16 protein-coding genes are annotated in these 23,708 nt (G+C 71.4%); 7 read left to right on the top strand and 9 right to left on the bottom strand.

Features of this window, described 5'->3' with window-relative positions; all coding sequences use genetic code 11:
* Positions 1 to 5: 5 nt before the first annotated feature.
* Both ABZV42_RS01260 and ABZV42_RS01255 read right to left on the bottom strand, forming a co-directional pair.
* Positions 6 to 197: a DUF397 domain-containing protein gene (locus tag ABZV42_RS01260; protein ID WP_356050607.1), complete on the bottom strand. Its 192-nt coding sequence runs from the start codon at positions 195 to 197 to the stop codon at positions 6 to 8.
* A 10-nt stretch (positions 198 to 207) separates the two neighbouring features.
* Complete coding sequence (locus ABZV42_RS01255) at positions 208 to 1,059, bottom strand: helix-turn-helix transcriptional regulator (RefSeq protein WP_356050606.1); 852 nt, start codon at positions 1,057 to 1,059, stop codon at positions 208 to 210.
* A 213-nt stretch (positions 1,060 to 1,272) separates the two neighbouring features.
* Between ABZV42_RS01255 and ABZV42_RS01250 the strand changes: the two genes are divergently transcribed.
* Complete coding sequence (locus ABZV42_RS01250) at positions 1,273 to 1,740, top strand: ATP-binding protein (RefSeq protein ID WP_356050605.1); 468 nt, start codon at positions 1,273 to 1,275, stop codon at positions 1,738 to 1,740.
* Here ABZV42_RS01250 and ABZV42_RS01245 read toward each other — a convergent pair.
* Complete coding sequence (locus ABZV42_RS01245; protein ID WP_355977838.1) at positions 1,712 to 3,226, bottom strand: CehA/McbA family metallohydrolase; 1,515 nt, start codon at positions 3,224 to 3,226, stop codon at positions 1,712 to 1,714. The two genes, ABZV42_RS01250 and ABZV42_RS01245, sit on opposite strands and share 29 nt — an antisense overlap.
* Positions 3,227 to 3,446: 220 nt before the next feature.
* On the opposite strand from ABZV42_RS01245, the gene ABZV42_RS01240 reads away from it, so the two are divergent.
* The 3 genes from ABZV42_RS01240 to ABZV42_RS01230 all read left to right on the top strand — a co-directional run bounded on the left by ABZV42_RS01240 (position 3,447) and on the right by ABZV42_RS01230 (position 10,696).
* Positions 3,447 to 6,041, top strand: coding sequence for a bifunctional FO biosynthesis protein CofGH (locus ABZV42_RS01240; protein ID WP_356050604.1), 2,595 nt, complete (start codon positions 3,447 to 3,449; stop codon positions 6,039 to 6,041).
* A 106-nt stretch (positions 6,042 to 6,147) separates the two neighbouring features.
* A complete protein-coding gene (locus tag ABZV42_RS01235) occupies positions 6,148 to 9,465 on the top strand; it encodes a tetratricopeptide repeat protein (protein ID WP_356050603.1) in 3,318 nt (1,105 codons plus the stop codon).
* A 115-nt stretch (positions 9,466 to 9,580) separates the two neighbouring features.
* Complete coding sequence (locus tag ABZV42_RS01230; protein ID WP_356050602.1) at positions 9,581 to 10,696, top strand: ADP-ribosylglycohydrolase family protein; 1,116 nt, start codon at positions 9,581 to 9,583, stop codon at positions 10,694 to 10,696.
* A gap of 19 nt (positions 10,697 to 10,715) precedes the next feature.
* Here ABZV42_RS01230 and ABZV42_RS01225 read toward each other — a convergent pair whose 3' ends face one another.
* Entirely contained in the window at positions 10,716 to 12,317 is a 1,602-nt protein-coding gene (locus ABZV42_RS01225; RefSeq protein WP_355977850.1) for a sodium:solute symporter family protein, read from the bottom strand.
* A gap of 351 nt (positions 12,318 to 12,668) precedes the next feature.
* Positions 12,669 to 13,454, bottom strand: a complete 786-nt coding sequence (locus tag ABZV42_RS01220; RefSeq protein ID WP_356050601.1) for an SDR family oxidoreductase — start codon at positions 13,452 to 13,454, stop codon at positions 12,669 to 12,671.
* Between the two features lie 161 nt (positions 13,455 to 13,615).
* Between ABZV42_RS01220 and ABZV42_RS01215 the strand changes: the two genes are divergently transcribed.
* A complete protein-coding gene (locus tag ABZV42_RS01215) occupies positions 13,616 to 14,455 on the top strand; it encodes a hypothetical protein (protein WP_355977856.1) in 840 nt (279 codons plus the stop codon).
* A 236-nt stretch (positions 14,456 to 14,691) separates the two neighbouring features.
* On the opposite strand, the gene ABZV42_RS01210 is transcribed toward ABZV42_RS01215, so the two are convergent.
* The 3 genes from ABZV42_RS01210 to ABZV42_RS01200 form a co-directional block, all read right to left on the bottom strand.
* Complete coding sequence (locus ABZV42_RS01210) at positions 14,692 to 14,901, bottom strand: DUF397 domain-containing protein (RefSeq protein ID WP_355977859.1); 210 nt, start codon at positions 14,899 to 14,901, stop codon at positions 14,692 to 14,694.
* 282 nt (positions 14,902 to 15,183) lie between these two features.
* Positions 15,184 to 16,041 carry a helix-turn-helix transcriptional regulator gene (locus tag ABZV42_RS01205; protein ID WP_355977862.1) on the bottom strand — a complete coding sequence of 286 codons (858 nt, stop codon included), beginning with the start codon at positions 16,039 to 16,041 and terminating at the stop codon, positions 15,184 to 15,186.
* A gap of 536 nt (positions 16,042 to 16,577) precedes the next feature.
* The gene (locus tag ABZV42_RS01200) at positions 16,578 to 17,333 is read right to left on the bottom strand and encodes a GPP34 family phosphoprotein (protein WP_355977865.1); all 756 of its coding nucleotides are present in this window, start codon (positions 17,331 to 17,333) and stop codon (positions 16,578 to 16,580) included.
* A gap of 405 nt (positions 17,334 to 17,738) precedes the next feature.
* On the opposite strand from ABZV42_RS01200, the gene ABZV42_RS01195 reads away from it, so the two are divergent.
* The gene (locus tag ABZV42_RS01195) at positions 17,739 to 20,441 is read left to right on the top strand and encodes a D-alanyl-D-alanine carboxypeptidase (protein WP_356050600.1); all 2,703 of its coding nucleotides are present in this window, start codon (positions 17,739 to 17,741) and stop codon (positions 20,439 to 20,441) included.
* A 202-nt stretch (positions 20,442 to 20,643) separates the two neighbouring features.
* A complete protein-coding gene (locus ABZV42_RS01190) occupies positions 20,644 to 22,533 on the top strand; it encodes an MFS transporter (RefSeq protein WP_356050599.1) in 1,890 nt (629 codons plus the stop codon).
* A gap of 13 nt (positions 22,534 to 22,546) precedes the next feature.
* Here ABZV42_RS01190 and ABZV42_RS01185 read toward each other — a convergent pair whose 3' ends face one another.
* On the bottom strand, positions 22,547 to 23,482 hold the full coding sequence (locus ABZV42_RS01185; protein ID WP_355977873.1) for an alpha/beta fold hydrolase: 936 nt from the start codon (positions 23,480 to 23,482) through the stop codon (positions 22,547 to 22,549).
* Between the last annotated feature and the right edge of the window lie 226 nt (positions 23,483 to 23,708).

Raw genomic sequence — 23,708 nt, 5'->3', positions numbered from 1 at the left:
GTCCTTCAGCAGCGGTTGTTTCTCTTGAGCGCTTGGAGAAGGGCGCCGAAGGTGGCCGGAGTGGTCGAAAGTATGGAGTGGGCGGGGTCGCCGCTCTCGGTCAGATGGACCGTTTCTGCGGTGGTGGAGACGGCGACGTGGAGGCAGGCGTCGCCTTCTTGGCAGTAGGACGACTTCTGCCAGTCATGAGCTGACATGGGGGCTCCTCTACAGGTTCTGGGCGATGGCGTGGATGTGATCCCGGGACTTCTCGGGGCTCAGTGCGGTCTTCTCGACGACGTCGAGCAGGTTCCGGTACTTCTCCAAGAGTGCTTCGGCGTCCAGCAGTACGGGACCGTGGAACTGGTCGAGTTGAGCAGTGTCCAGTTGGGGGACATGCCCGTGCAGGTAGTTGATGGACTGACCCGACCCCGGAAACGCTCCGACGTCGAACGGAAGCACCCGCACGGTGATGTGCTCCCGCTCGCCCATGTCGAGCAGGTGCTGAAGCTGGGCGCGAGCCACGGCCCGTCCGCCGACGCGCATGTGCAAGGCCGCCTCGTGGATGACGGTTCGGTACGACACCGGGTCGGGCCGGTAGATGATGTCCTGCCGCATGATCCGGTGCGCGACACGGTGCTCGACCTCCGGGGGAGTGGGGGCGGGGATCACGTGGCGGAAGATCTCGCGAGCATGGTCGCGGGTCTGGAGCAGTCCCGAGATGTGGGTGGTGTACGCCGTGCGTACGGCGGTGCAGTGGTGTTCCAGTTCGGCGAGGTCGAGCAGGCCTGACGGCAGGGTCTCGCGGAAGGTCTGCCACCAGCCTCGCGTCCTGTCCGTCGCCATATCGATCAAGGCCTCGACGAAGTCCTGGTCAGGGCACGAATACAAGCGGGCCAGGGCCCTGATGCGATCGGGGCTGACACCGAACCGGGCCACTTCGACGTTCGAGAGCTGCCCCTGACTCGTTCCGAGGGCGCGCGCCGCCTCGGTTGACGTCATGCCCGCACGCTCGCGCATCTTGCGCAGCTCTACGGCCAGGCGGATTCGCCGTGCCGTGGGGGCAGGCCGTGCCGTCATGCGAACTCCTCAGGCGCGCCAGTTCAGTTGAGTTGTCACTCACACGAGGGAAGTCGGGCCGGAATATCCGGAGCTTGTGCAAATTCCATTTGCGGGAGCTCTGTCTTCGTATGCAGGCGCCCCCGCCCAGAAGCACCCCGTTCGACGGAACGGTCAGGTCACTGGGCATCCGAGACGAAGACCCCAACCTCCTCCCGTGAGCGGAGACTTCCGATGGCCACCGTATCGCCGCCCTGGACCTATACCCTCCAACTTCCGCACGATCCACGCGCACCGGGCATCGCGCGGGCCACCCTCCGCACCGTCCTCGCCGCGCACGACCTCGCGGCGCTCACGCCCACCGCCGAACTCCTGGCCTCCGAGCTGCTCACCAACGCCCATCTGCACACCCGGGGCCCGTACGCGCTGCGCCTCCTCTCGATGGAGCCGGACCGGCTGACGGTCGCCGTCTGGGACACGGATCCGAGGGTCCCGTCCGGCTATGGGGAGACCCTCGTCCCCGTACCCGCGCCGGACGCCGAACACGGCCGCGGCCTGCATCTCGTACGCGCCTGCGCCGACGCGTGGGGTGTGTCCGTCCTGCGCGAGATGGGCGCGTCGAGGGGTGGGAAGCTGCTGTGGGCGGAGTGCGGGGGCCGGGCGGGCGGCCCGGCTACACCCCCAGGAAGATCGGGTTCGTGAACGCGGCCAGCGCCCCCGGCACCGGGCCCGCCGCCGTCTCGTGCCGGAGTTCCGCGCGTACGTACGCCGCGTAGGCCGGGGTCGTACGCCATTCGACCGTTCCGGAGCCCGTGACCGGCAGCGGATCGCTGGTGAACAGCGTGCCCTGGTCGGTGACCAGGCGGACCGTGCAGCGCGGGGCGCCGGCGGCCTCCAGGCGGACGGTGACCGGGGTGTCGGGAGCGACCCTCAACCGCTCCCCGATGCCCGCGTGTTCGCCCTTGGCGCCGGACGCCGAGAAGGAGAGGGACACCAGCTTCGACTCGGCGACGTAGGAGCGGCCCGCGCGGATGCCCTCATGGATCGCCTCACGGGTCAGGTCGTCGGCGAGGACGACCGTCTGCGGGGAGCCGACCTGGTCGGGGTCGCGGTGCGCGTCGCTGTTGCCCATCGCCGGGAGCCAGTCGTGGCCAGCGCGTACGGAGGCGACCAGGGTGTTGTCCCAGTCGGCGAGGGAGACCTCGTCGTCGGGGGTGTACGGGCCGTTCCACACCTCGACCGCGTCCGCCTCGCCGAAGCCGAACTTCCAGCCGCAGCCGACACAGGTCGCGTGCGGGTGCGCGGGCACCACGAGCCCGCCGGCACCGCGGATACGGCGCGCGAACCGGCCGAACCGGTTGTCGCGGGCCCGGTAGCGCCAGTCGACGAACGTGCCGGGTTCCGTGCCGAGCGCCAGCACGTGCCCGTTGCGCGTGGTGACCTCCTCGCCCAGCATGATCAGCAGATCGTCGCCCGCCTGGTCCGCCCAGTGCGGATGCGCCGCATGCGTGTTGTGGTCCGAGGAGTTGATGAAGTCCAGGCCCGCCGCCCGCGCCAGCGCCGCGATCTCCGCGGGCGTACGGCGGCCGTCGGAGTACCAGGAGTGCAGATGGCAGTCACCGCGGTACCAGGCACGGCCGCGGCCCTTGGCCCGCGAGGGCGGATACACCGGCCGCGGGGCCGGAAGCGGCTTCCCGTACGTCAGCGTGATCGTGACCTCGTACGCCAGCCCCTGCGGCGCCACCGTGTACGGGCCGAGCGCGATATGCCAGGTGCCGGGGCGGACCGGCCCGGGGAGGTAGCCGGGGGTCGCGTCGTCCGAGCGGATGAAGAACTCCGTGCGCGCGCCGCCCGACCAGCCCCTGAAACCCCGGCCGCCCAGTTCCGTGCCGTGCTCGTCGAAGATGCCGATGTCGAGGGCGTTGCCCGCGGTCCCGGCCGGGACGGACGGCCTCTCGTACGTGTAGGAGACCTTGATCTCCGCGACCCCGGCCGGTACTTCGACCGGGAGATACACGAAGTCGGGAGATCCGGTGGGCAGCGTGCCGCGCACCGTCCGCGTCTCCTGGCCGTCCGCCGCCTCCGCGTTCGCACCGCTGGGGAAGGTCACGCCTCCCAACGTAAGCGCGGCCGCCGCTCCCGTCACGAACAACGCGCGTCTGCCGATGGTGTGGTCGTCCTCGCACATACCGCTGCTCCCAGGGATTCGAGCGTGACAGTGACATGAGTGATGCGAAGTGCCACGGACCACTGTGGGAGCAGGCTGTGAACGCAGGTGCACACCAGGGGGATCGACGGATTTCGGGGAGACCGACAGATGCCGTGGGGCCGGAACGGCCTCGCGCCCGCGATGCGGCGATGGCCTCACGCACCGCCGTGCCCGGTGACCTCGACCGTATGCTCGACGGATGACGACCTCCGCCACGGGCGAGACTCCCGGATCCGGGCCGACGGCGAACTCCATGCGGCGAGCGCTCAGGCGCGCGCGGGACGGCGTGGCGCTCGACCTGAGCGAGGCCGCGGTGCTGCTCCAGGCCCGCGGCACGGACCTGGACGACCTGGCCGCCTCCGCCGCGCGCGTGCGGGACGCGGGCCTGGACGCGGCCGGCCGCGCCGGTGTCATCACGTACTCCAAGAGCGTCTTCATCCCGCTGACCCGGCTGTGCCGCGACAAGTGCCACTACTGCACCTTCGTCACCGTCCCCGGCAAGCTGCGCCGGGCCGGCCACGGGATGTTCATGTCGCCGGACGAGGTCCTCGACATCGCCCGGAAGGGGGCGGCGCTCGGCTGCAAGGAAGCCCTGATCACCCTCGGCGACAAGCCGGAGGACCGCTGGCCCGAGGCCCGCGAATGGCTGGACGCGCACGGCTACGACGACACGATCGCCTACGTACGGGCCATCTCCATCCGCATCCTGGAGGAGACGGGCCTTCTCCCGCACCTCAACCCGGGTGTGATGTCGTGGACCGACTTCCAGCGGCTGAAGCCCGTCGCCCCTTCCATGGGGATGATGCTGGAGACGACCGCGACCCGGCTGTGGTCCGAGCCCGGCGGCCCGCACCACGGCTCCCCCGACAAGGAACCCGCCGTCAGGCTGCGGGTCCTCGAGGACGCCGGCCGCTCCTCCGTCCCCTTCACCAGCGGACTGCTGATCGGCATCGGCGAGACCTACGAGGAGCGCGCCGACTCCCTGTTCGCGCTGCGCCGCGTCTCCCGGGCCCACCACGGCATCCAGGAACTGATCATCCAGAACTTCCGCGCCAAGCCCGACACCGCGATGCGCGGGATGCCGGACGCGGAGCTGGACGAGCTGATCGCCACCGTCGCCGTCGCCCGGCACATCATGGGCCCGGCCGCCTGCCTCCAGGCGCCGCCCAACCTGGTCGACAGCGAGTACGGGCGGCTCATCGGCGCCGGGATCGACGACTGGGGCGGGGTCTCGCCGCTGACCATCGACCACGTCAACCCCGAACGCCCCTGGCCGCAGATCGAGCTGCTGCGCGAACGGTCCGCCGAGGCGGGCTTCGAGCTCCGTGAACGGCTCTGCGTCTACCCGGAGTTCGTGCGGCGCGGCGAGCCCTGGCTCGACCCGCGCCTGCTGCCGCACGTACGGGCGCTGGCGGACCCGGAGACGGGCCTCGCGCTGCCGGACGCGGTGGTCGAGGGCCGGCCCTGGCAGGAACCGGAGGAGGCCTTCACGTCCTCCGGACGCACCGATCTGCACCACACCATCGACACCGAGGGCCGCACCGGCGACCGCCGCGAGGACTTCGACGTGGTGTACGGCGACTGGGAGGCCCTGCGGGAGGCCGCGGCCCCCGGAATGGTCCCGTCGCGCATCGACACGGACGTACGGGCCGCACTGGCGACCGCGGCCGACGACCCCACGAAGCTGACCGACGACGAGGCACTCGCTCTGCTGCACGCCGACGGCCCGGCCCTGGACGCCCTGTGCCGGATCGCCGACGACGTGCGCCGGGCGGCGGTCGGCGACGACGTCACGTACATCGTCACCCGCAACATCAACTTCACCAACGTCTGCTACACCGGCTGCCGTTTCTGCGCCTTCGCCCAGCGCCGCACCGACGCCGACGCGTACACGCTCTCCCTGGAGCAGGTCGCGGACCGCGCCGCCCAGGCCTGGGACGTCGGCGCCGTCGAGGTGTGCATGCAGGGCGGCATCCACCCGGACCTGCCCGGCACGGCGTACTTCGACATCGCGAAGGCGGTCAAGGAACGCGTCCCCGGCATGCACGTCCACGCCTTCTCCCCGATGGAGGTGGTGAACGGCGCGACCCGCACCGGCCTGTCCATCCGCGAATGGCTGACCGCGGCCAAGGAAGCGGGCCTGGACACCATTCCCGGCACCGCCGCGGAGATCCTGGACGACGAGGTGCGCTGGGTCCTGACCAAGGGCAAGCTGCCCGCGGCGACCTGGATCGAGGTCGTGACCACGGCCCACGAACTGGGCATCCGCTCGTCCTCCACGATGATGTACGGCCATGTCGACCAGCCCCGCCACTGGCTCGGCCACTTCCGCACGCTCTCCCGCATCCAGCAACAGACCGGCGGCTTCACGGAGTTCGTGACCCTCCCCTTCATCCACACCAACGCGCCCGTCTACCTGGCCGGCATCGCCCGCCCCGGCCCGACCACCCGCGACAACCGCGCGGTCATGGCGATGGCCCGCCTCCTGCTCCACCCGCACATCCCCAACATCCAGACCAGCTGGGTCAAACTGGGCACCGAGGGCGCCGCCGAGATGCTCCGCTCCGGCGCCAACGACCTCGGCGGCACCCTCATGGAGGAGACCATCTCCCGTATGGCGGGCTCCAGTTACGGCTCCTACAAGTCCGTCAAGGACCTGATCGCGGTGGCCGAGGCGGCCGGCCGTCCGGCCAGACCCCGCACCACCGTGTACGGCGAGGTCCCCCTGGAGCGACAGTGCGCGGCAGAGGCCTCGGACGGCCATCTGCCGGAGCTGCTGCCGGTGCTCGACTGAGGCGATCCGTCCGCCCGAGCGTGGCCGGTCGTCACCGCTCGGTCCCGGGCGGGTTCCGTCAGACTGGGGGACGGACCGGTCGGACCACGGGGGAGGGGGCGGGGCGATGGTGCGGGCGCGGCCGTCGATGCAGGAGCTGATCGAGGGGCGGCGGCGACGCGGGTTCGTCGGCCGCGGGAACGAACGTGCCCTGTTCCGGGCCAACTTCGACCTGCCGCCCGAGGACGAGCGGCACCGGTTCCTGTTCCACGTGCACGGCGACGCGGGCGTCGGCAAGACGTTCCTCGTCCGGGAGATGGAACAACTGGCGGCCGAACACGGGGCGCTGACGGCGCATATCGACGAGAACGTCACGGGTCTGCCCGAGGCCATGGAGGCGATGAGCCGTCAGTTCGCCACGCGGGGGCACCGGTTCAAGGAGCTCGACCGGCTGCTGACCGCTTACCACGAGCGGCGCCACGAGGCACAGACCGCCGTCCTCGCCCCGCAGGACGCCGAGCGGCCCGGGCCCTCGGCGGCGGGTCTGACGGTGGCGCGGGCGGGCCTGCTGGGGCTCGGGATGGTCCCGGGCGTCGGCGCCCTCGCCGGGATCATGGATCCCACCCAACTGGCCCAGGGTGCCGACCGGTTGCACGCCAGGGTCAGCGCCCGGCTGCGCAGCCAGGAGGACGTCCGGCTGGTCCTGGCGCCGGGGGCCGTGCTCACCCCGGTCCTCGTCGCGGAGCTCTCCGAGGCGGCCGCGGACGTGCCGTGGATCGTCCTGTTCTTCGACACCTACGAGCGGACCGGCCCGTTCCTCGACGGCTGGCTCCACGCGATGATGACCACCCGCGAGTACGGCGTGCTGCCCGCCACGGTCGTCGTGGTGACCGCCGGACAGCACCCCCTCGACACCGCCCGCTGGGGCGGCTTCGGCGACTTCGTCGCCGAACTGCCCCTCGGACCGTTCACGGAGACCGAGGCACGGGGGCTCCTCGCCGACAAGGGCGTCGTCTCGGAGCCGGTGGTCGCGGAGGTCCTGCGGCTCACCGGCGGACTCCCCCTGCTCGTCTCGACCCTGGCCGAGCAGCACCCCACGGATCCCGAGGACGTCGGAGACCCCTCGGCCACGGCTGTCGAACGCTTCCTGAAGTGGGAACCGGACCCGGTCCGCCGGGCGGTGGCCCTCGCGTGCGCCCTTCCCCGCGGCCTCGACCTGGATGTGTTCCGGGCAGCCGTGGGCTGCGCCGACGAGGACGCGGGCGCACTGTTCGGCTGGCTGCGCGGCCTGCCGTTCGTGGACGGTCGTGGCGACCGGGTGCGGTATCACGACCTGGTTCGCGAGCCGATGCTCCGGTTGCAGCGGCACCATGCCCCGCGCGGCTGGACCGAGCGCCACGAGGGGCTCGCGGAGGCCTACGGCCGCTGGCGGGACGAGGCGGGGAGCGGCCTGTTCGCTCCCGACGAGGTATGGGGGCACGAGCCCTGGCGGCGGCTGCTGCTGGAGGAGTCGTACCACCGGTTGTGCGCCCGGCCGCTCGTGGCGCTCGGTGACGTACTGCGCAACGTCGTCGAGGCCTGCCGCGCTGATCAGGTGGCCGGCCGCACCTGGGCCAGGATGCTCCAGGAGGCCGGGGACGCGGCCGGAGCCCCGGTCCTCGGCGAGCTGGGCAGATCCCTGACCGAGGCTCTCGTGGACGACGGGGACGGGGTGGGCCGGGCGATGGAGCTGATGCTGGCCAGCCCCGTACTCCAGGGGCGGGGCCGGGCTCTGGCGCACGGGGTGCTGGCCAGGGAGCTGAGGATCGCCGGCGAGTACACGCGGGCCCTGGCCGAGTACGACAGGGCGCTGGAGATTGATCCCGACGAGGCACGGGTGCACTACGGCCGCGGCCTCACCCACCAGTTGCGTGGCGACTTCCCAGCGGCGCTCGCCGCCTTCGACCGCGCGGACGAACTGCGGCCCGGAACGGCCTGGATCATCGCCGAGCGCGCGGAGACCCGTCGCATGGCCGGCAGCGTTGAGGAAGCGGAGGCCGACTTCGACCGGGCCGTCGCCCTGGATCCGACGAACGCCGACGCGGTGGCCTCCCGGGCGGTGTGCCGGCACGCCCTCGGCCGGTTCGAGGAGGCGGCCACGGACTTCGACCGGGCGCTGAGCATCGACGGGGACCTCCTGTGGCCGCTCGTGCGCAGAGCCCGGCTGCGCCGGGACACGGACGAGTGGGAGCAGGCGTTCGCCGATCTGGACCGGGCGGCCCGCCTGGAACCCGACTCCGCCTGGGTCGCCTCGGAACGGGGCGACACCTACCGGCTCGCGGGCCGCTTCGAGGAGGCCGTCGCCGAACTCGGCCGGGCCGTCACCCTCGAGCCCAACCATCCCTCGGCCCTGGCGAGCAGCGGAGCGGCGCACCACGGACTGGGCCACAGCGCACAGGCACTGGCCGACCTCGACCGCGCCGTCGAGCTGGTTCCGGAGTACTCCTGGGCGCTGGTGATGCGGGCGCGGGTGAGGCGGCAGCTGGAGGACCTTCCCGGTGCGTACGAGGACCTGCGGCGCGCGCTCGCGGCGGACCCGGACGCCGACTGGATCGAGATCGAGCTGGGCAACACCTACTACCTGGAGGACCGGCACCAGGAGGCGATCGCCGTCTTCGGGCACCTTTTGGAACGGGATCCCCACAACGCCTCGGCGATGGGCTGCCTGGGAGCGGTCCACCACGACCTCGGGGACCACGCGGAGGCGCTGGTCTGGTTGGACCGGGCCCTCGCGGCCGACCCGGACTACGCGTACGCCCTCGACCAGCGGGCCCGCGTCTTCCTGGAGACCGGGCGGATCGAGCGGGCGCCGGCCGACTGGGAGCGGCTGATCGCCCTGGGCGGGGACACGGACACGGCACGCCACGAGATCGTGGAGCTGCTGATCCACTGCGGCCGGTGGGACGAGGCGACGGCCCGGCTGGCCGAGGACCCGGCGCCGGGCCCGGACGACGACCTCGTCCTTGACCGCGACCAGCTCCACATCGAGGTCTTCCGGCACACGGGCCAGTGGGAGCGCGCCCGGGATCTCGCCGAGCGGCTGCGGGAGAAGGCCCCGCTGTCGGGCACCTTCGAGCTGGCGATGACGGAGCGGCGGTCCCGGGGCCGGGCGGCCGCGGAGCACTGGTGGCGGGAGCTGGCACGGCTGCTGGACACGGAACCGGAGGAACAGCTTCGTGCGTCGGGCCGGTGCATCGTCGGCTGGGCCCTCGCGGACTGGGCCGCCGCCGACCGGGAACTGACCCGTCTCCTGGCCCTTGACCCCGGCTGGGACGAACTGGCGAACCTCGTGGACGTCCTCGCCGAACTCCTGCGCTGTCCCGACGGCGAGACCGCCGAGCTGACCCCGCGCCTCGCGACGGTCACGGCGGCCCGCGACGCCGTCCGGGAGCGGCACACCGGCTGATCACGCCCGTGGCGGATCCGACCGTGCCCTTTATGGATCCGTGGCCTCAGCCGACCGTTCCTGTTCGATTACAGTGCTGAGCTGTCGGACGTGGACAGTGCCTCGGGAGGTCTCGGTGGGTGTGACAGCCGGCGCCGTCTGGGGACGTGGAGAGCAGCAGGACTTCCGGAGCCGGGTCCGCGGAACGCTTCTGGGCACGGCCGTCGGCGACGCGCTGGGCGCCCCGGTCGACGGGCTCTCCCTGGAGAGGATCCGGGAGGCCTACGGCGCGGAGGGCCTCGTCGGACTGGCTCCCGCCTACGGGCGGCGCGGTGCCGTCACACACCTCACCCAGCTCTGCCTGTTCGGCGTCGACGGGCTCATCCGCGCCCAGGTGCGCCGCGACACCGGCGCCTGGCATCCGCCCTCCGACGTGCACCGTGCCTACCGCCGCTGGTCGGCCACCCAGAGCGACTGGGGGCCCGACGAACGGCGCAAGGACGACGGCTGGCTGGCCCGCGAGGAGTGGCTCTACGCCCGCCGCGACCCCGCCAAGGCCTGTCTGCTCGGCCTCGGCGACGAGATCATGGGCACGCTGGACGCGCCCAAGAACCCCGGCGAGCCGGGCCCCGAGGCCGCCGCCCGCTCCGCGCCGTTCGGGCTGCTCGTCGGCTGGGAGCCACAGCTCGTGATGCAGCTCGCCGTCGAGTGCGCGGCCCAGACGCACGGCCACGCTTCGGCGCACCTGGCGGCGGGCGCGTACGCGGTGATCGTGCACGCGCTCGCCCGCGGCGAGAACCTCGACGCGGCCGTGCAGCAGACCCTGGCGCTGCTCGCGGCCCGCCCCGGGCACCAGCCGGTCGCCGCCGCGCTCCAGCACGCGCTGGGCGCCGTGCGCCAGGGAATGCCCTCGCCCGGGCGAGTCGAGGAACTCGCCGGGAGCGGCACCGCCGAGGGGCCGCTCGCCGCCGCGGTGTACTGCGTGCTCGTCGGCGAGGACGTCCGGCACGGCCTGTGCCTCTCGGTGAACCACGGCGGGCCCTCCGCCGTCACCGGCGCCCTCGCGGGCGGCCTGCTGGGCGCCCTGCACGGCGAGACGGCCCTTCCGCCGGCCTGGCTGGCCGAACTGGAGGGCCGTCCCACGATGCTGGTCCTCGCGGACGACTTCGCGATGGAGATGACCCAGGGGCCCGCGCTGCACGGGCCCGCCGGATCGTCCCCCGGCTGGCTCGCCCGCTACCCCCGCGCCTGAGCCGGGGCGGGCACGGGCCTCAGTCCTTCACCGGCGTGCCCAGCGCGCCGTCCGCAGCCGTCGCCTCCGCTCCCGCCGCCTCAGCCGCTCCCGCCGGTGCCGGGATCGCCGCGGCGGCCGAGCCGTCGTCGTCCGTGTTGATCAGTTCGATGACCGCGTCCCGTTCCGGGGTGTCCTCGGGCCTGAGGAAGCCGATGAGGACGTACAGGACGAGGGAGATGGCCATCGGGACGGACACCTGGTACTCCAGCTTCACGTCCGTGCGCTGGGAGAAGTCCAGGTTGTAGTTGACGAAGAAGAAGGCGAGCAGACCGCAGGCCCAGCTCGTCAGCGCGGCCGTCGGGCCGGAACGGCGGAACGGCCGCAGCAGGCCCAGGATGAACGGGATCGCGATCGGGCCCATCAACCCCGCCACCCACTTGATGACGATGGTGATGATGTCCTTGAAGGCGGGGGAGTTGACCTGCGTCGCCACCGCCATCGACAGGCCGAGGAAGCCGACGGTGGTGACGCGGCCCGCGATGAGCCCCGCACGGGTGTCCCAGGCGCGCGCGGCCCTGGAGAACACCGGCATCACGTCGCGGGTGAACACCGCCGAGATGGCGTTCGCGTCCGAGGAGCACATGGCCATCGTGTGCGAGAAGAACCCGACGACGACCAGGCCCAACAGGCCGTGCGGCAGCAGCTGTTCGGTCATCAGACCGTACGCGTCCGAGCCGTCCGGCTTCTGCGCCGTGACGAGGAGCGGCGCGAGCCACATCGGGATGAACAGGATCAGCGGCCACACGAACCACAGCCCGGCGGACAGGAACGCCGACCGGGTGGCCTCCTTGGCGCTCCCGGTCGCCATGTAGCGCTGGGCCTGGTTCCACATGCCGCCGTTGTACTCGAACAGCTTGATGAACAGGTACGCGATGAAGAACACCGTCAGATACGGGCCCGCGAACCCGTCTCCGTGACCGTGCAGCTTCGGCGAGTCCAGCGCCTTGGACAGGCCGCCCCGGTCGGAGATCTTGTTCAGCACGATGACCAGCATCGACAGACCGGCCAGCAACTGGATGACGAACTGGCCGAGTTCGGTCAGCGCGTCCGCCCACAGGCCGCCGATCGTGCAGTACACCGCCGTGATGCCGCCGGTGATGATGATGCCCTGGGTGAGCGTGACGCCGGTGAAGACGCTGAGCAGTGTGGCGATGGCCGCCCACTTCGCGCCGACGTCCACGATCTTCAGCAGGATGCCGGACCAGGCCAGCGCCTGCTGCGTCGGCACGTTGTAGCGGTCCTTGAGGTATTCGAGGGGTGAGGCGACGTGCAGCCGTGAGCGCAGCCGGTTGAGCCGGGGCGCGAAGGCCTTGGCGCCGATGGCGACGCCGATGGCGATGGGCAGTGCCCAGGTGACGTACGAGGTGATGCCGTAGGTGTACGCGATGCCGGCGTAGCCGGTGAACATCACCGCGCTGTAGCCCGACATGTGGTGCGAGATGCCGGACAGCCACCACGGCATCTTGCCGCCCGCGGTGAAGAAGTCGCTGACATCGTCCACACGCTTGTGGGACCAGACACCGATCGCGGTCATCACGCCGAAGTACGCGACCAGGACGGCCCAGTCGAGACCGTTCATGTGCCCCCTCCAGGGGTCCGCCTTGTGAACTTGCAGATACCGGACGGCACTTCGCCAGTACGCGCAGGGGCGGCGCCCCCGTTGCGGGAGCGGGGACTTCGGGGATTGAACCGCTGGTCCGACCGGGCGGTCAAGACCTCACGCGGTCACAGATATGAACGCAGATCAGAAAGCAGAACGATTTTGCCTCCACTTTACCAACCGGGCTGTTGTCGCGCTCGTGACGTGGACCACACCATGGGCGGGCACTTCGTCAGACCCACAGCAGTAATGGCAGCAGCAACGACAAGCCGACAGCCGTACGGGATGCGGGTCCCGTGCGCCTGGGAGAGGGGCCGCCGGCCGCACCGCCTACCGCATGATCTCGCCCGCGTTCACGAGCAGCGACTGACCCGTGATCGCCCGGGCCCGGTCGGACGCGAGGAACACCGCGGCGTCGGCGACGTCCCCGTCCGTGGCCAGCTCGGGCAGCGCCATCCGCTCGGTGAGCCGCTTCAGGACGTCGGCCTCGGGCACCTGCTCGGTGTAGGCCGTGAACTGCACGTACGCCTCGACCGGAGGGCCCCACATCCAGCCGGGCAGCACGGTGTTGACCCGGATCCGGTGCGGGCCGAGCTCGCGCGCCATGGAGTACATCGCGCTCGTCAGCGCGCCCTTCGAGGCCGCGTAGGCCGCCTGGCGCACCTGGCTCGGCGCGGCGACCGAGGACTGCGTGCCGATGACGACGACCGAACCGCCGCGCTCCTTCAGCGCGGGCAGGCAGGCGCGGGTCATCCGCAGCGTGCCGAGCAGGTTCACGTCGATGACCGACTGCCAGGTCGCGAAGTCGGCGTCCTCCAGGCCGCCGAAGTAGCTGTCCCAGGCGGCGACATGGACCACGGCGTCGATCCGCCCGAAGCGTTCGGCCGCGAGTGCCGCGAGCGCCTCGCACTGTCCCTCGTCGGTGATGTCCGTCGCGCGGAACGCCGTGCGCGTGCCGTCCGGGTCCAGTTCGGCCGCCGACTTGGCGAGATTGGCCTCCGTGCGTGCCCCGAGCACCGCGTTGCCCCCGTCGCGCACGACGGCGGCCGCCACCTGATGCCCGAGCCCGGCTCCGACACCCGACACCACGACTGTCTTGCCCGTGAGTAGCGACATCTGCGGCCTCCCCTTGTCGTGGCCCGGTCCGACCGCGGCGCGAGTGTTCGGCCCACTCGCCCCGCCGCGACTCTGGCGCATTGTCTGACGGAGCGTCAGAGTATGGGCGTCCGGCGGAGGAAGGAAGTCCCGCGCACGCTCCACCGAGGAAGGGGTTCGTCATGCCGGAGGAGACCCGCAGCGAGACCTACGCGGAACTGGCCGCCCTCGGCCCGTACGGCGTCCACCCGGGCCACGCCCTGATCACCCTGGTCGAACCGAACCCGGGCCACGAGTACGCCTACAACCGCTGGTATGAGGACGATCACTACTACGCAGGCGCGATGGCCATGCCCTGGATGTACGCCGGACGCCGCTGGGTGGCCACCCGTGACCTCCAGCTGCTGCGCTACCCCGAGAAGTCGGCGGTCGCCCAGCCGGTCACCGCGGGCTGCTACATCTCCACCTACTGGGTCACCGACGGCCGCTACGACGACCACATGAAGTGGACCGTCGGCATCAACAAGCGGCTGAACCGCGACGGGCGCGTCTACCAGGACCGTACGCATGTCTTCACGGCCTTCCAGGACCACGAGGCCACCGTCTACCGTGACGGAGCCGCGGGGCCCCGGGACTTCCACGCCCTCGATCACCCCTACGCCGGTCTCGTGGTCGAGGTCGTCGACGCCGAGTCCGCCGAGCGGCGGGGGGAGTTGCTGGAGTGGCTGCGCTCCCGCCATCTCCCGCGGCGGCTGGCGGGCTCACCCGCCGCCCTCGTCACCGTCTTCCGGCCGACCCCGCTCCCCGGCGACCGCATGACGTACGTCAAGCAGGTCGAGGGCGTCGACACGCGCCTGACCCTGCTGTGGTTCCTTCAGGAGGATCCGCGCGCCTGCTGGGAGGAGCACTTCACGGGCCTGGACGAGGCCGTCGCCGAATCGGGCCTGGGCCGGGTGGAGTTGGTGGCCCCGTTCATCCCCACGATCCCGGGAACGGACACGTACGTGGACCGCCTGCGCTGAAGAGGGCCGCCCTACGGCGAGTGAGCCGAAGGGGCGCGCCGGTGTCGAGGAGCCGAGCGCGCGGAGGCCCCGACGAAGGAGGGGTCGAGCACGGTCGGCTCCTCGACACCGGCATCTGCGCCCCGGAGGCGAACCGAGCCCCCAAAAAGAGGGGGGCGAGCCCTCTCGGCCAGGACGGCGGGCCGGACGAGAGGGCTCTGTCGGTGGAGCGTATGAAGTTGTTCCGGCCATAGGGGTCAGACGAGGCCGGACGCTTCCCGGCTCACCTCGGTGACGAAGGAGTTCCAGGCGTCCGCGGGAAAGGCGAGAGTGGGGCCGGCGGGGACCTTGGAGTCCCGGACGGCCATGGCCGAGACGGCCGGGGACTTGATCTCGACGCAGGCGCCGTTGCCGGTGGAGTAGGAAGACTTGGTCCAGGTGTCGGTGGCGCCCTGCTGAATTGCCATGATCGCTCCAGAAAGCTGTCGTTCGTCGATGAATTGCCGCCATGAAGCCGTCGGCGCACTCTCACCGGACTGCGGATCCATCAGGAGACCCGCGGTTCGGATCGCGCCAACGTTGTTGCTCGATGGCGTGATCGACGCTACTCGCCAACATCGGCTGACGAAGCGACTATTCACTCGACTGGATGGCATATTCCATAGGGGTCTTCCGTGTTGGGGCGACGGCAGTGTAGGGTCCGGCCACTCATCGGCGGGGGCGCCCTCGCGAGGCCGCCCCCGTGCCGGTCAGCGCGCGTACTCCTTCGCGATGTCCGCGATGAACTGGCGCGACTGCTCCACGTTCAGGGCCTGGGCCCGCAGGTGTTCGTACATCACGCTGTACTTCTGGACGTCGTTCGCCTTCTCCAGGTACAGGTCGCTGGTCACGCCCTCGATGTAGACGACGCTGGAGTCGGCCGCGTCGGGGAACTCCAGGATCGCGTACTGGCCGTTGAGGCCCGGATGCGCGCCCATGTCGAAGGGGATCACCTGCACGGTGACGTGCGGCAGCTGGGACTGCTCGACGAGGTGCTCCAGCTGCTCGCGCATCAGCGAGCGGTTGCCGACGGCGCGGCGCAGGGCGGATTCGTCGAGGACGGTCCACAGGCGCAGCGGGTTGTCGGGGGCGGAGATTCGTTCCTGCCGTTTCATCCGAACCTGGACGCGCTTGTCGATGTCGGCGGGCGCGGTCTCCGGCAGCGCCCCCGCGATCAGGGCCTCGGCGTACTGCCGGGTCTGGAGCAGGCCGGGGACGACCTGGGGGTCGTACACGCGCAGGCTCGCGGCGTCGGTCTCCAGGCCGATGTACACGCTGTACGGGATGTCGCCGAAGGAGTGCCACCAGCCCTGCTGGCGCGAGTCCTTGGCCATCTGCATCAGCGAGTCGACGATCCGGTGGTCCTCGACCTCGTAGACCCCGCACAGATCGCGGACGTCGCGCTGGCTGATACTGCGTCTGCCGTTCTCCAGCCGGCTGATCTTCGACTGGGACACCAGCAGGCGCTCGGCGACCTCTTCGGCCGTCATGCCCTTGAGTTCGCGGAGCCGCCGAAGCTCCTGGCCCAGCCGTCGCCGCCGGACGGTGGGATTGACACTTGACGCCACGGGACGTGCACCTCCGGCTACGGGCCTGTACTTTGCGTATCTGCTGCTGAGCAGATTGCCACCAAGGTGCTTTCTACCGCTGGGAAACGGCGTATATGCGCCGGGTGGGCGCAAGTTCGCGGAATCGGCGTGTATACGCGGCTGTGGACCGTCGTCGCGGGCCCCTCGAACTCCCTTCGGGGGTCAGCGAGATCACCGAAGAGGCCCTGGTCGGCCGGCGAGGCGGACGCGGACCCCGCGAGGCGCCGTCCGCCTCCCGGACACGGGCTTCTTCTCCGATGCGGTCGCGCGGGGCGCTGGGGCCGTGCCGTCGTCCGGACGTACGGTCTCAGCCACCCCGCGCGAGCCGGCGGCTCCCGAACCGGATCATGGGGACTGCGGTGCGGCGCTTCGGTCTTACGGCGGTGCTGCGCTGCTGTCTTGCGGCGGTACTGGCGGTGCCGGTCGTGCATGTGCCGGAGGTGCCGGCGACGCGGGCGCTGTGCGCCGCTGGTGCCACCGGCGGTGCCTGACGCGGGCCGTCACGGGCCCGCGGCTCAGTGCGCCACGGCGCGCGCCATCGAACCATGGCGCGGTTGCATCGGAACACCACGTGCGGGCTCCGGTGCGGTCCTGACTCCGGCGGTGGCCGGACGGCCTACCGGTGCAGGGTTGCGGCGCGGCTGTAGGGCCGCACCGCTCTGAACGTCCATCACGGCGTGCGCCACGAGGCCGCCCATGGGGTCGTGCCTGATCAGGTCCCGCAGCCGGGATCGGGACGATCGTCCCTCGTTCCCCGGATACAGGTGCTTGCCGAGACCGACCGCGTGGGCCAGTGCGGCGAGCGCCGCGGTCCGCGGGTCCGGCGGTACGCCGGTGCGGATCGCGTTGTCCAGCCGGGTTCGGATCTCCCGGCTGATATCCGTGTCCGTCGCTTGGTAGCGAGTCGTCGGAAGAACCCCGCACATCTGGCCGGCCACGGCATGGACCATGCCGCACCTCTCCAGATGCGAGAGGTAGATCTGACGGAGCCCCAGGCGGGGTCCGCCGATCCAGTTGACCGCGCGTACGGGTGCTCCGCGTCGGCGAAGGAGTTCCAACGCACAGTCCAGTGTTGGATCTCCGGTCGGCCGTGGCACCACCACGGCGATACGATCCCCGTCTGGGGCTATCCGTCCGGCCAGCGCCAGCTCCACTAGCTGTGCTCCGGCCAGACCGAGGTCGAGCGACTGCGGCTGCGCGGTGGTACCCGTGGTCGGGTCCAACGCCAGCAGCAGAAGCTCCTCCGGAATTGTTCTGCGGCTCTTGCCCATCCATGCCTCCCCGCGTGGATGAATGACAGGGTGACCCCTCTCACATTGGTCTGTCGAGAGCGCGTGACCGGAATATGAGGGAACCGGCAGGTATGTCGTTCTCGTCTACCGCTTGGGTCGAGCCCGCAGACAGGACACTGGTACATGGTTCGGACAGCGGTGTCCGGGCGGCGGTTCAAGGGTTTGACGGTTCGTTTTCGGTGCGCGGAGGGCGCGCGCCGCATGGAGGAGGCATCGGTGGCGGGCGAGTCCCCCGACAGGTCGAAGCAGCACGAGTCGTCGGCGTCGTCGGCAGAAGCGACGCCGGGGAGCCCGGCGTCGGTTCCGAGTCCGGCGCGGTCGGGCGCGCCGGCGTCGACGTCGACGTCGACGTCGACCCAGGGCTCGGCTCCGGCCGACCCCCGGATGGCGATGGCCCGAGAGCGGGCCGCCACGGTACGGGTGGATCAGGCGACGGCGGTGTTCTCGACGAAGGCGCTGTCGGGTGAGGCCGCCCGCACGGCGGACGCACCCCGTACGGCGGAGTCGGAGAGTGCCTCCGAGTCCACCGACGGCGACGGCGCGTCCGGGGGCAAGAACGTCGAGGGCGACACCCGGCTGCGCGCCGCGGTGGCCGCCTGGGTCGCCGGAGGGGACGAGCCCGCTCCGGCGGACTCGGACTCGGCCGGGGCCGACGCGGGCTCCGAGGGTGACGCAGGCGCCGACGCCGATGCCGAGGGCCACGACGGGCCCGAGGGGGGCGACGACGCCACGAACGACGCCGAGGCCGCCGACGGTGACGCCGACGTGGACACGGACGGCGTAGAGCCGGCCGACGACACCGAGGGCGCCGAAGCGGAGCTCGCCGACGAGCCGGGCACGTCCGATGACGCCGAGGCGGCTGAGGACGCCTCCGATGCCTCTGACGCCACCGACGCCTCCGACGTGGCCTCCGGCACGGGCGGGGAGGCCCCCGAACCCGCTGCCGGCCTCGACTCCGGCCGCGACACCGAGATCGACACCGACGATGCCTCCGGCTCCGGCTCCGGGGACGAGCGTGAGCCCGCGGCCGAGGACGACCGCGAGGACGCCGAACCCGAGGACCAGCCCGAAGGCGCACCCAAGGGCCGGCTCGAAGGCGCCGGTGACGGCGACTCCGCCGACGAGCCCTCCGATGCGAAGCCCGCCGATCCCTCGGGCACCGAGCCCGGCGTGCCCTCGGACACCGAGCCCGCCGAGCCCTCGGACGCCGTGACCGAGGAGACCTCGGACACGGAGGCCGACGAGGACTCCGCCCCCGAGCGCCCCGTCGATCAGCCCACCGCCGTCTTCAAGACCCCCCGGCGCCCGGCCGTGGACCAGCCCACCACCATGCTCAAGCTGGGCGGCGCCACCCGGAAGCCGGCCGACGCGAAGCCCGCGGACGGGCCGACGGACGCACCCGTGGACAAGTCCGCGGACAAGCCCGCCGACGAGCCCGGTGCCAAGCCCGCCGGCACCCCCGTGCGCACCAGCAAGTTCGTCCCGCTCAACCGGCTCGACGACTTCGCCCCGGCGCGCCCGAAGCCCGCGCCCGAGCCCGCTCCGAAGCCTGAGCCCGCCGCGAAGCCCGCGTCCGAGCGAACGGCAGCGCCCGCGTCCGGGCGAACGGCTGCGCCCGCGTCCGGGCCCGCAGTGAAGCCCGCGCGAACCGCGGCGCCCGCAGCCGAGCCCGCCGCGAAGCCCGCGCGAACCGCGGCGCCCGCGTCCGCGCCGAAGCCTGTGGACAGGCCCGCGGCGGCCACCGCGGCCATTCCGCAGGTCGGCCCCGAGCGCACCACCCAGCTGCCGCTTCCGCCGAAGCCCCCGCTGGACCTGCTCGCCGAGCTGACGAACACCCCGCCGCCCCCGCAGACCCCGGTCCGCACCCTCGTGCGCCGGGTCAAGATCTGGACGCCGCTGGTCCTGCTGCTCGTGGTGATCTTTGCAGTCGCGCAGGCCTTCCGTCCGCTGCCGGCTCCCGCTCTCGCGCTCAGCGCCGACAGCACCTACACGTTCGGCGGCGGCACCCTCGACCTGCCCTGGCCCGGTCAGGGACAGTCCGCGATCGAGGTGGACGGCGTCGGCAGTCTCGGGACCGACGGCAAGCAGACCCCCTCGCCCACGGCGAGCGTCGCCAAGATCATGACGGCGTACGTGATCCTTCAGGAGCACCCGCTGAAGGGGAACGAGGACGGCGAGAAGATCACCGTCGACCAGCAGGCCGAGGACGAGTCGAAGCTCCCGGACGAGTCGACGGCGGCGCTGTCGAAGGGCCAGCAGTTCACCGAGCGTCAGATGCTCCAGATGCTGATGATCCCCTCCGGCAACAACGTGGCGCGGCTGCTGGCCCGCTGGGACTCCGACAGCAAGAGCTTCGTCACCAAGATGAACGCCGCGGCCAAGGACCTCGGCATGACGAACACGACGTACACGGACCCGAGCGGACTCCAGAAGACGACGGTCAGCACCGCCACGGACCAGGTCGAGCTGGCCAAGCAGGTCATGAAGAACGACGTGTTCCGCAGCATCGTCGGGATGGCCAAGGCGGACATCCCGGGGCTGGCCAACACGATCTACAACAACAACGACCTGCTGGTGCAGCAGGTCGGAGTGATCGGTCTGAAGACCGGTTCGTCGACGCCCGCGGGCGGCAACCTGGTGTGGGCCGCGACGAAGGTCGTGAACGGCAAGACGCAGACGATCTACGGCGCGGTGATGAACCAGAACGCCGGCACCGGCAAGGTCTGGGACAGCCTCCACCTGGCGATCCAGAACAGCCAGAAGCTGATCGACAAGGTCCAGAAGAGCCTGATCACCGCCACGGTGGTGAAGAAGGGCCAGGTCGTCGGTTACGTGGACGACCAGCTCGGCGGGCGGACCCCGGTCGTCGCCACCAAGAACATGACCGCGGTCGGCTGGCCCGGCCTGAAGACCCGGCTGAGCATGGCCCAGGGCACGTCCGCCGTCCCGCACACCGGCAAGGCGGGCACGGTCGTCGGCGAGCTGAGGGTCGGCGACGGTTCCAGCGAGGCCGTGCGGATCCCCGTCGCGCTCCAGTCGGACCTCGCCGAGCCCGGCTTCGGCGCGAAGCTGACCCGCGTCGGCTGAGCCGGCGCGCACACCGGTGACGTACGCGCGCAGGCATCGGTGACGTACGGCGGGTGCCGGCACCCGCACCGCACTCCGCCGGACGGCGCCCCACACGGGGGCCGTCCGGCGGAGTGCGTGCTAGCGTCGCGCTAATCGGGGCTGCTCGCGAGCCGCGGGTCCCGGCCCAGAACGGACAACGGGACAGCGGGAGAACCTTGCAGTGGCGACAGCGGAGCCGACACACGCCGACGACGCGGACGCGGGCCAGGGAACGGGCCCGCGAATACCGCTGCACGCAGGCACCCGTGAGGCGGTCCGTGACGTAGTCGCGGACACCGACCCGGGCGCCGGGGCCGCCGGGGAGTCCGGCGGGACGGAGCCGGCCGGGCCGGCCGGAGCCGCGCCGCTCGCCCTCGTCCGCCGCTACCCCGTCCTTCTCCTCACCGTCTTCGCAGGCGTGCTCCACATCGTGTGGTTCTTCACGTTCGCGAACAGTGGGGGTGACCTGGCGGCGCAGGACGCGTGGGCGGAGTTCGTCGGCCGGCACCCGGACTCGGCGTACAACCTCGCCTGGTACGGCGGAATGCACCCGGTCTCCTACAGCGTGGTGTCGCCGTATCTGATGTCGGTGCTCGGCGTCCGGACGACGATGATGATCGCCGGGACGGTCTCGGCCGGTCTGCTGACGCTGATCCTCGTCCGCAGCCGATCCGTCCGTAACCCCGTCGCGACATCGCTCGCCGGCGTCTTCGCGCTGCTCTGCAACGCCATCTCGGGCCGGGTGACGTACGGGCTCGGCACGGCGTTCGCGCTCGGCGCGGTCGCCGTCGTCTTCTGCTGGCCCCACCGCTGGCGCTACAAACGCTGGGCGAAGGCCCTGTGCGCGGCACCGCTGGCCGCGCTCGCGACGGCCGCCTCACCGGTCGCCGGACTGTTCGTGGGCCTGCTGGCCGTGGCCCTGTTCCTCCAGAAGCGCCGGCCAGGTGCCTACGCCCTCGGCATAGCCCCGACGGTCGTGGTCGCGCTCTCGGCCCTGCTGTTCCCCTTCTCCGGCACCCAGCCGATGACGTTCTTCTCGGTCCTCCTGCCGTTCGCGTCCGCCGCCTCGGTGTACTTCCTGGTCCCCAAGGCGTGGACGACCGTACGGATCACGGCGGGGGTGTACGGCCTCTCCGTGCTCCTCGTCTGGCTGATCAGCTCCCAGATCGGCTCGAACATCACCCGGCTGTCGATGCTGTTCGGGGGCGTCGCCCTGATCGCCGCGCTGCCCTTCACCACGCCGAAATCACGGAAGTGGTACGGCATCGTCCTTTCCTTCGCCGTGTTCACCGGATGGATCGGCGTCAAGACGGTCGACGACATCGTGCACACGACCCCGGCGGCGTCCTGGGCGCGCGAGCTGGCGCCGCTCGTCCACCAGCTCCAGCTGGCGGACGCCGAGAAGGGCCGCGTCGAGGTGGTTCCGGCCCGCTCGCACCGCGAGGCGTCCGCCCTCGCCCCCTATGTGAACCTCGCCCGGGGCTGGAACCGGCAGGCCGACATGGAGCGCAACCCGCTCTTCTACGACGACACGCTCAACTCCGCGAACTACCACGAGTGGCTCCAGCGCTGGGCCATCCGTTACGTCGTGCTGCCCAAGGGCGAACCGGACGGCGACGGCGGCCAGCGCGAGCGCGAGCTCGTCCAGCGGGGCATGCCCTACCTCCGGCAGATCTGGGGCGACGCCAACTGGCAGCTCTTCACCGTCACCGACCCCACCCCGCTCGCCGAGCCGCACGCCGTCGTCGACCTGGCCGAGCAGGGCGAGATGACCATCGAGGTGAAGGAGGCGGGCCGCATCCTCATCCGTATCCCGTACTCGCCGTGGCTGAGCGTCGTCGACGAGAAGGGCAAGAGCCTCAAGGCGCCCCAGGAGACGAAGGCGTCGAAGCGCCGCACGGACGGCACCCCGAGGACGTACGACAACGTCAACGGCTGTCTGATGCCGACGGAGGAGACCGCGGCGGGCGACACCTGGACGGAGCTGCTCGCCCCGAAGCCGGGCACCTACCGGCTCGCGGCCCCCTACCAGCTCCCCCGGGGAACCCCGTGCCCGGAGGAGCTGCGCTGAGCCCCCGGCCGCTCTAGAACCGCTCGAAGGGACCGCAGTACGCCAGGCCGGCGTCCTGCGGCCGCCCGTCGCGGAAGAAGCGGACGAGCAGATCGCAGAAGTCCCGGGGCCGCTGGAGATGGGCCAGATGGCCGGACTCCGCGATGGTGGTGAAACACGCGCCCGGCAGGTCCGCCGCGACCGAGCGGACCATGCCGGGTGTGGTGAGGGTGTCGTGCTCTCCGGTGAACACGAGATAGGGGACGGCGGGGACGGGCGCCCGCCGGTACCACTCGTGGGCCAGCAGCCGCCGGTTCCGCTCGACCGTCACGGCGACGTCGCGCGGGGTCTGCGCCGCGAACTGCTGGTACATCAGCCGGGTCAGCGCGGCGTGCTTGCGTACGGTGCGGTCTCCCGGCGGCGGCACGAAGCACCGTACGAACTCCTCGGCGACCTCCTCGACGCGTCCCTGCTCCAGAAGCCCGACCCACCCCACGAGCGCCTCGGCGAACCAGCGCGGAATGTGGTCCGACATCCCCTGCACCGCGATCCGGCGCAGCAGGTGCGGATACCGCTGGGCGAGCCGGAGCCCGACCGCTCCGCCGTAGCAGCCCGCGTACAGGTTCACCGGGCCGAGCCTCAGCTCGCGCAGCATGTGGCCCGCGCACTCGGCCAGAAAGTCGATGCCGTGCTCGGCGGGCAGGAAGTCCGCGTCCCCGAACCCGGGCAGATCCACCGTGACGACGGTCCCGAGTTCACCGAGCCACCGCTCGTGCCGCATCCAGGAGTACCGCGTCTGGTCCGACCCGCCGAGCACCAGCAGCGGCTCGGTGAGGGGGGAGCCGTGCCGGGCGACCCGCGCGGTGTACCCGTAGCCCTCCCACGAGAGCCGGTACTCCGCCACTTCCGTGCATGCCCCGCCTCCCGGCACCGGGGCGAGAACATTGACCGAGGAAGCGACAGAAGGCACAGCGAACTCCCGAGAGGGACGAGACCACCGAAACTCCCAACTCGTACACGGCTCCCGGGTGCGGCGCCCGCAATGTCACACGAAGGTGGGCGCTGCACCACACGAAGGTGGGCGCGGCGCGGCAGCGACACCACGCCACCCCCACTCCGCGTCACGGGCTGTGCGGCGGGGCCGGACCTGTCATGTCACCGGCCGTGCGCCCGGGCCGGTCAAGTCACCGGTCGTG

Source organism: Streptomyces sp. NPDC005281 (assembly GCF_040607495.1).
Taxonomy (GTDB): Bacteria; Actinomycetota; Actinomycetes; order Streptomycetales; family Streptomycetaceae; genus Streptomyces.
This window is presented reverse-complemented; position numbering and strand designations above follow the sequence as displayed.

Bases quoted from the DNA above. Each gene is read 5' to 3' on its own strand.
- ABZV42_RS01225 (WP_355977850.1), bottom strand. From the start codon at position 12,317: ATGAACGGTCTCGACTGGGCCGTCCTGGTCGCGTACTTCGGCGTGATG.
- ABZV42_RS01215 (WP_355977856.1), top strand. From the start codon at position 13,616: ATGCCGGAGGAGACCCGCAGCGAGACCTACGCGGAACTGGCCGCCCTC.
- ABZV42_RS01195 (WP_356050600.1), top strand. From the start codon at position 17,739: ATGGCGATGGCCCGAGAGCGGGCCGCCACGGTACGGGTGGATCAGGCG.
- ABZV42_RS01220 (WP_356050601.1), bottom strand. From the start codon at position 13,454: ATGTCGCTACTCACGGGCAAGACAGTCGTGGTGTCGGGTGTCGGAGCC.
- ABZV42_RS01240 (WP_356050604.1), top strand. From the start codon at position 3,447: ATGACGACCTCCGCCACGGGCGAGACTCCCGGATCCGGGCCGACGGCG.
- ABZV42_RS01200 (WP_355977865.1), bottom strand. From the start codon at position 17,333: ATGGGCAAGAGCCGCAGAACAATTCCGGAGGAGCTTCTGCTGCTGGCG.
- ABZV42_RS01245 (WP_355977838.1), bottom strand. From the start codon at position 3,226: ATGTGCGAGGACGACCACACCATCGGCAGACGCGCGTTGTTCGTGACG.
- ABZV42_RS01235 (WP_356050603.1), top strand. From the start codon at position 6,148: ATGGTGCGGGCGCGGCCGTCGATGCAGGAGCTGATCGAGGGGCGGCGG.
- ABZV42_RS01255 (WP_356050606.1), bottom strand. From the start codon at position 1,059: ATGACGGCACGGCCTGCCCCCACGGCACGGCGAATCCGCCTGGCCGTA.
- ABZV42_RS01260 (WP_356050607.1), bottom strand. From the start codon at position 197: ATGTCAGCTCATGACTGGCAGAAGTCGTCCTACTGCCAAGAAGGCGAC.
- ABZV42_RS01250 (WP_356050605.1), top strand. From the start codon at position 1,273: ATGGCCACCGTATCGCCGCCCTGGACCTATACCCTCCAACTTCCGCAC.
- ABZV42_RS01210 (WP_355977859.1), bottom strand. From the start codon at position 14,901: ATGGCAATTCAGCAGGGCGCCACCGACACCTGGACCAAGTCTTCCTAC.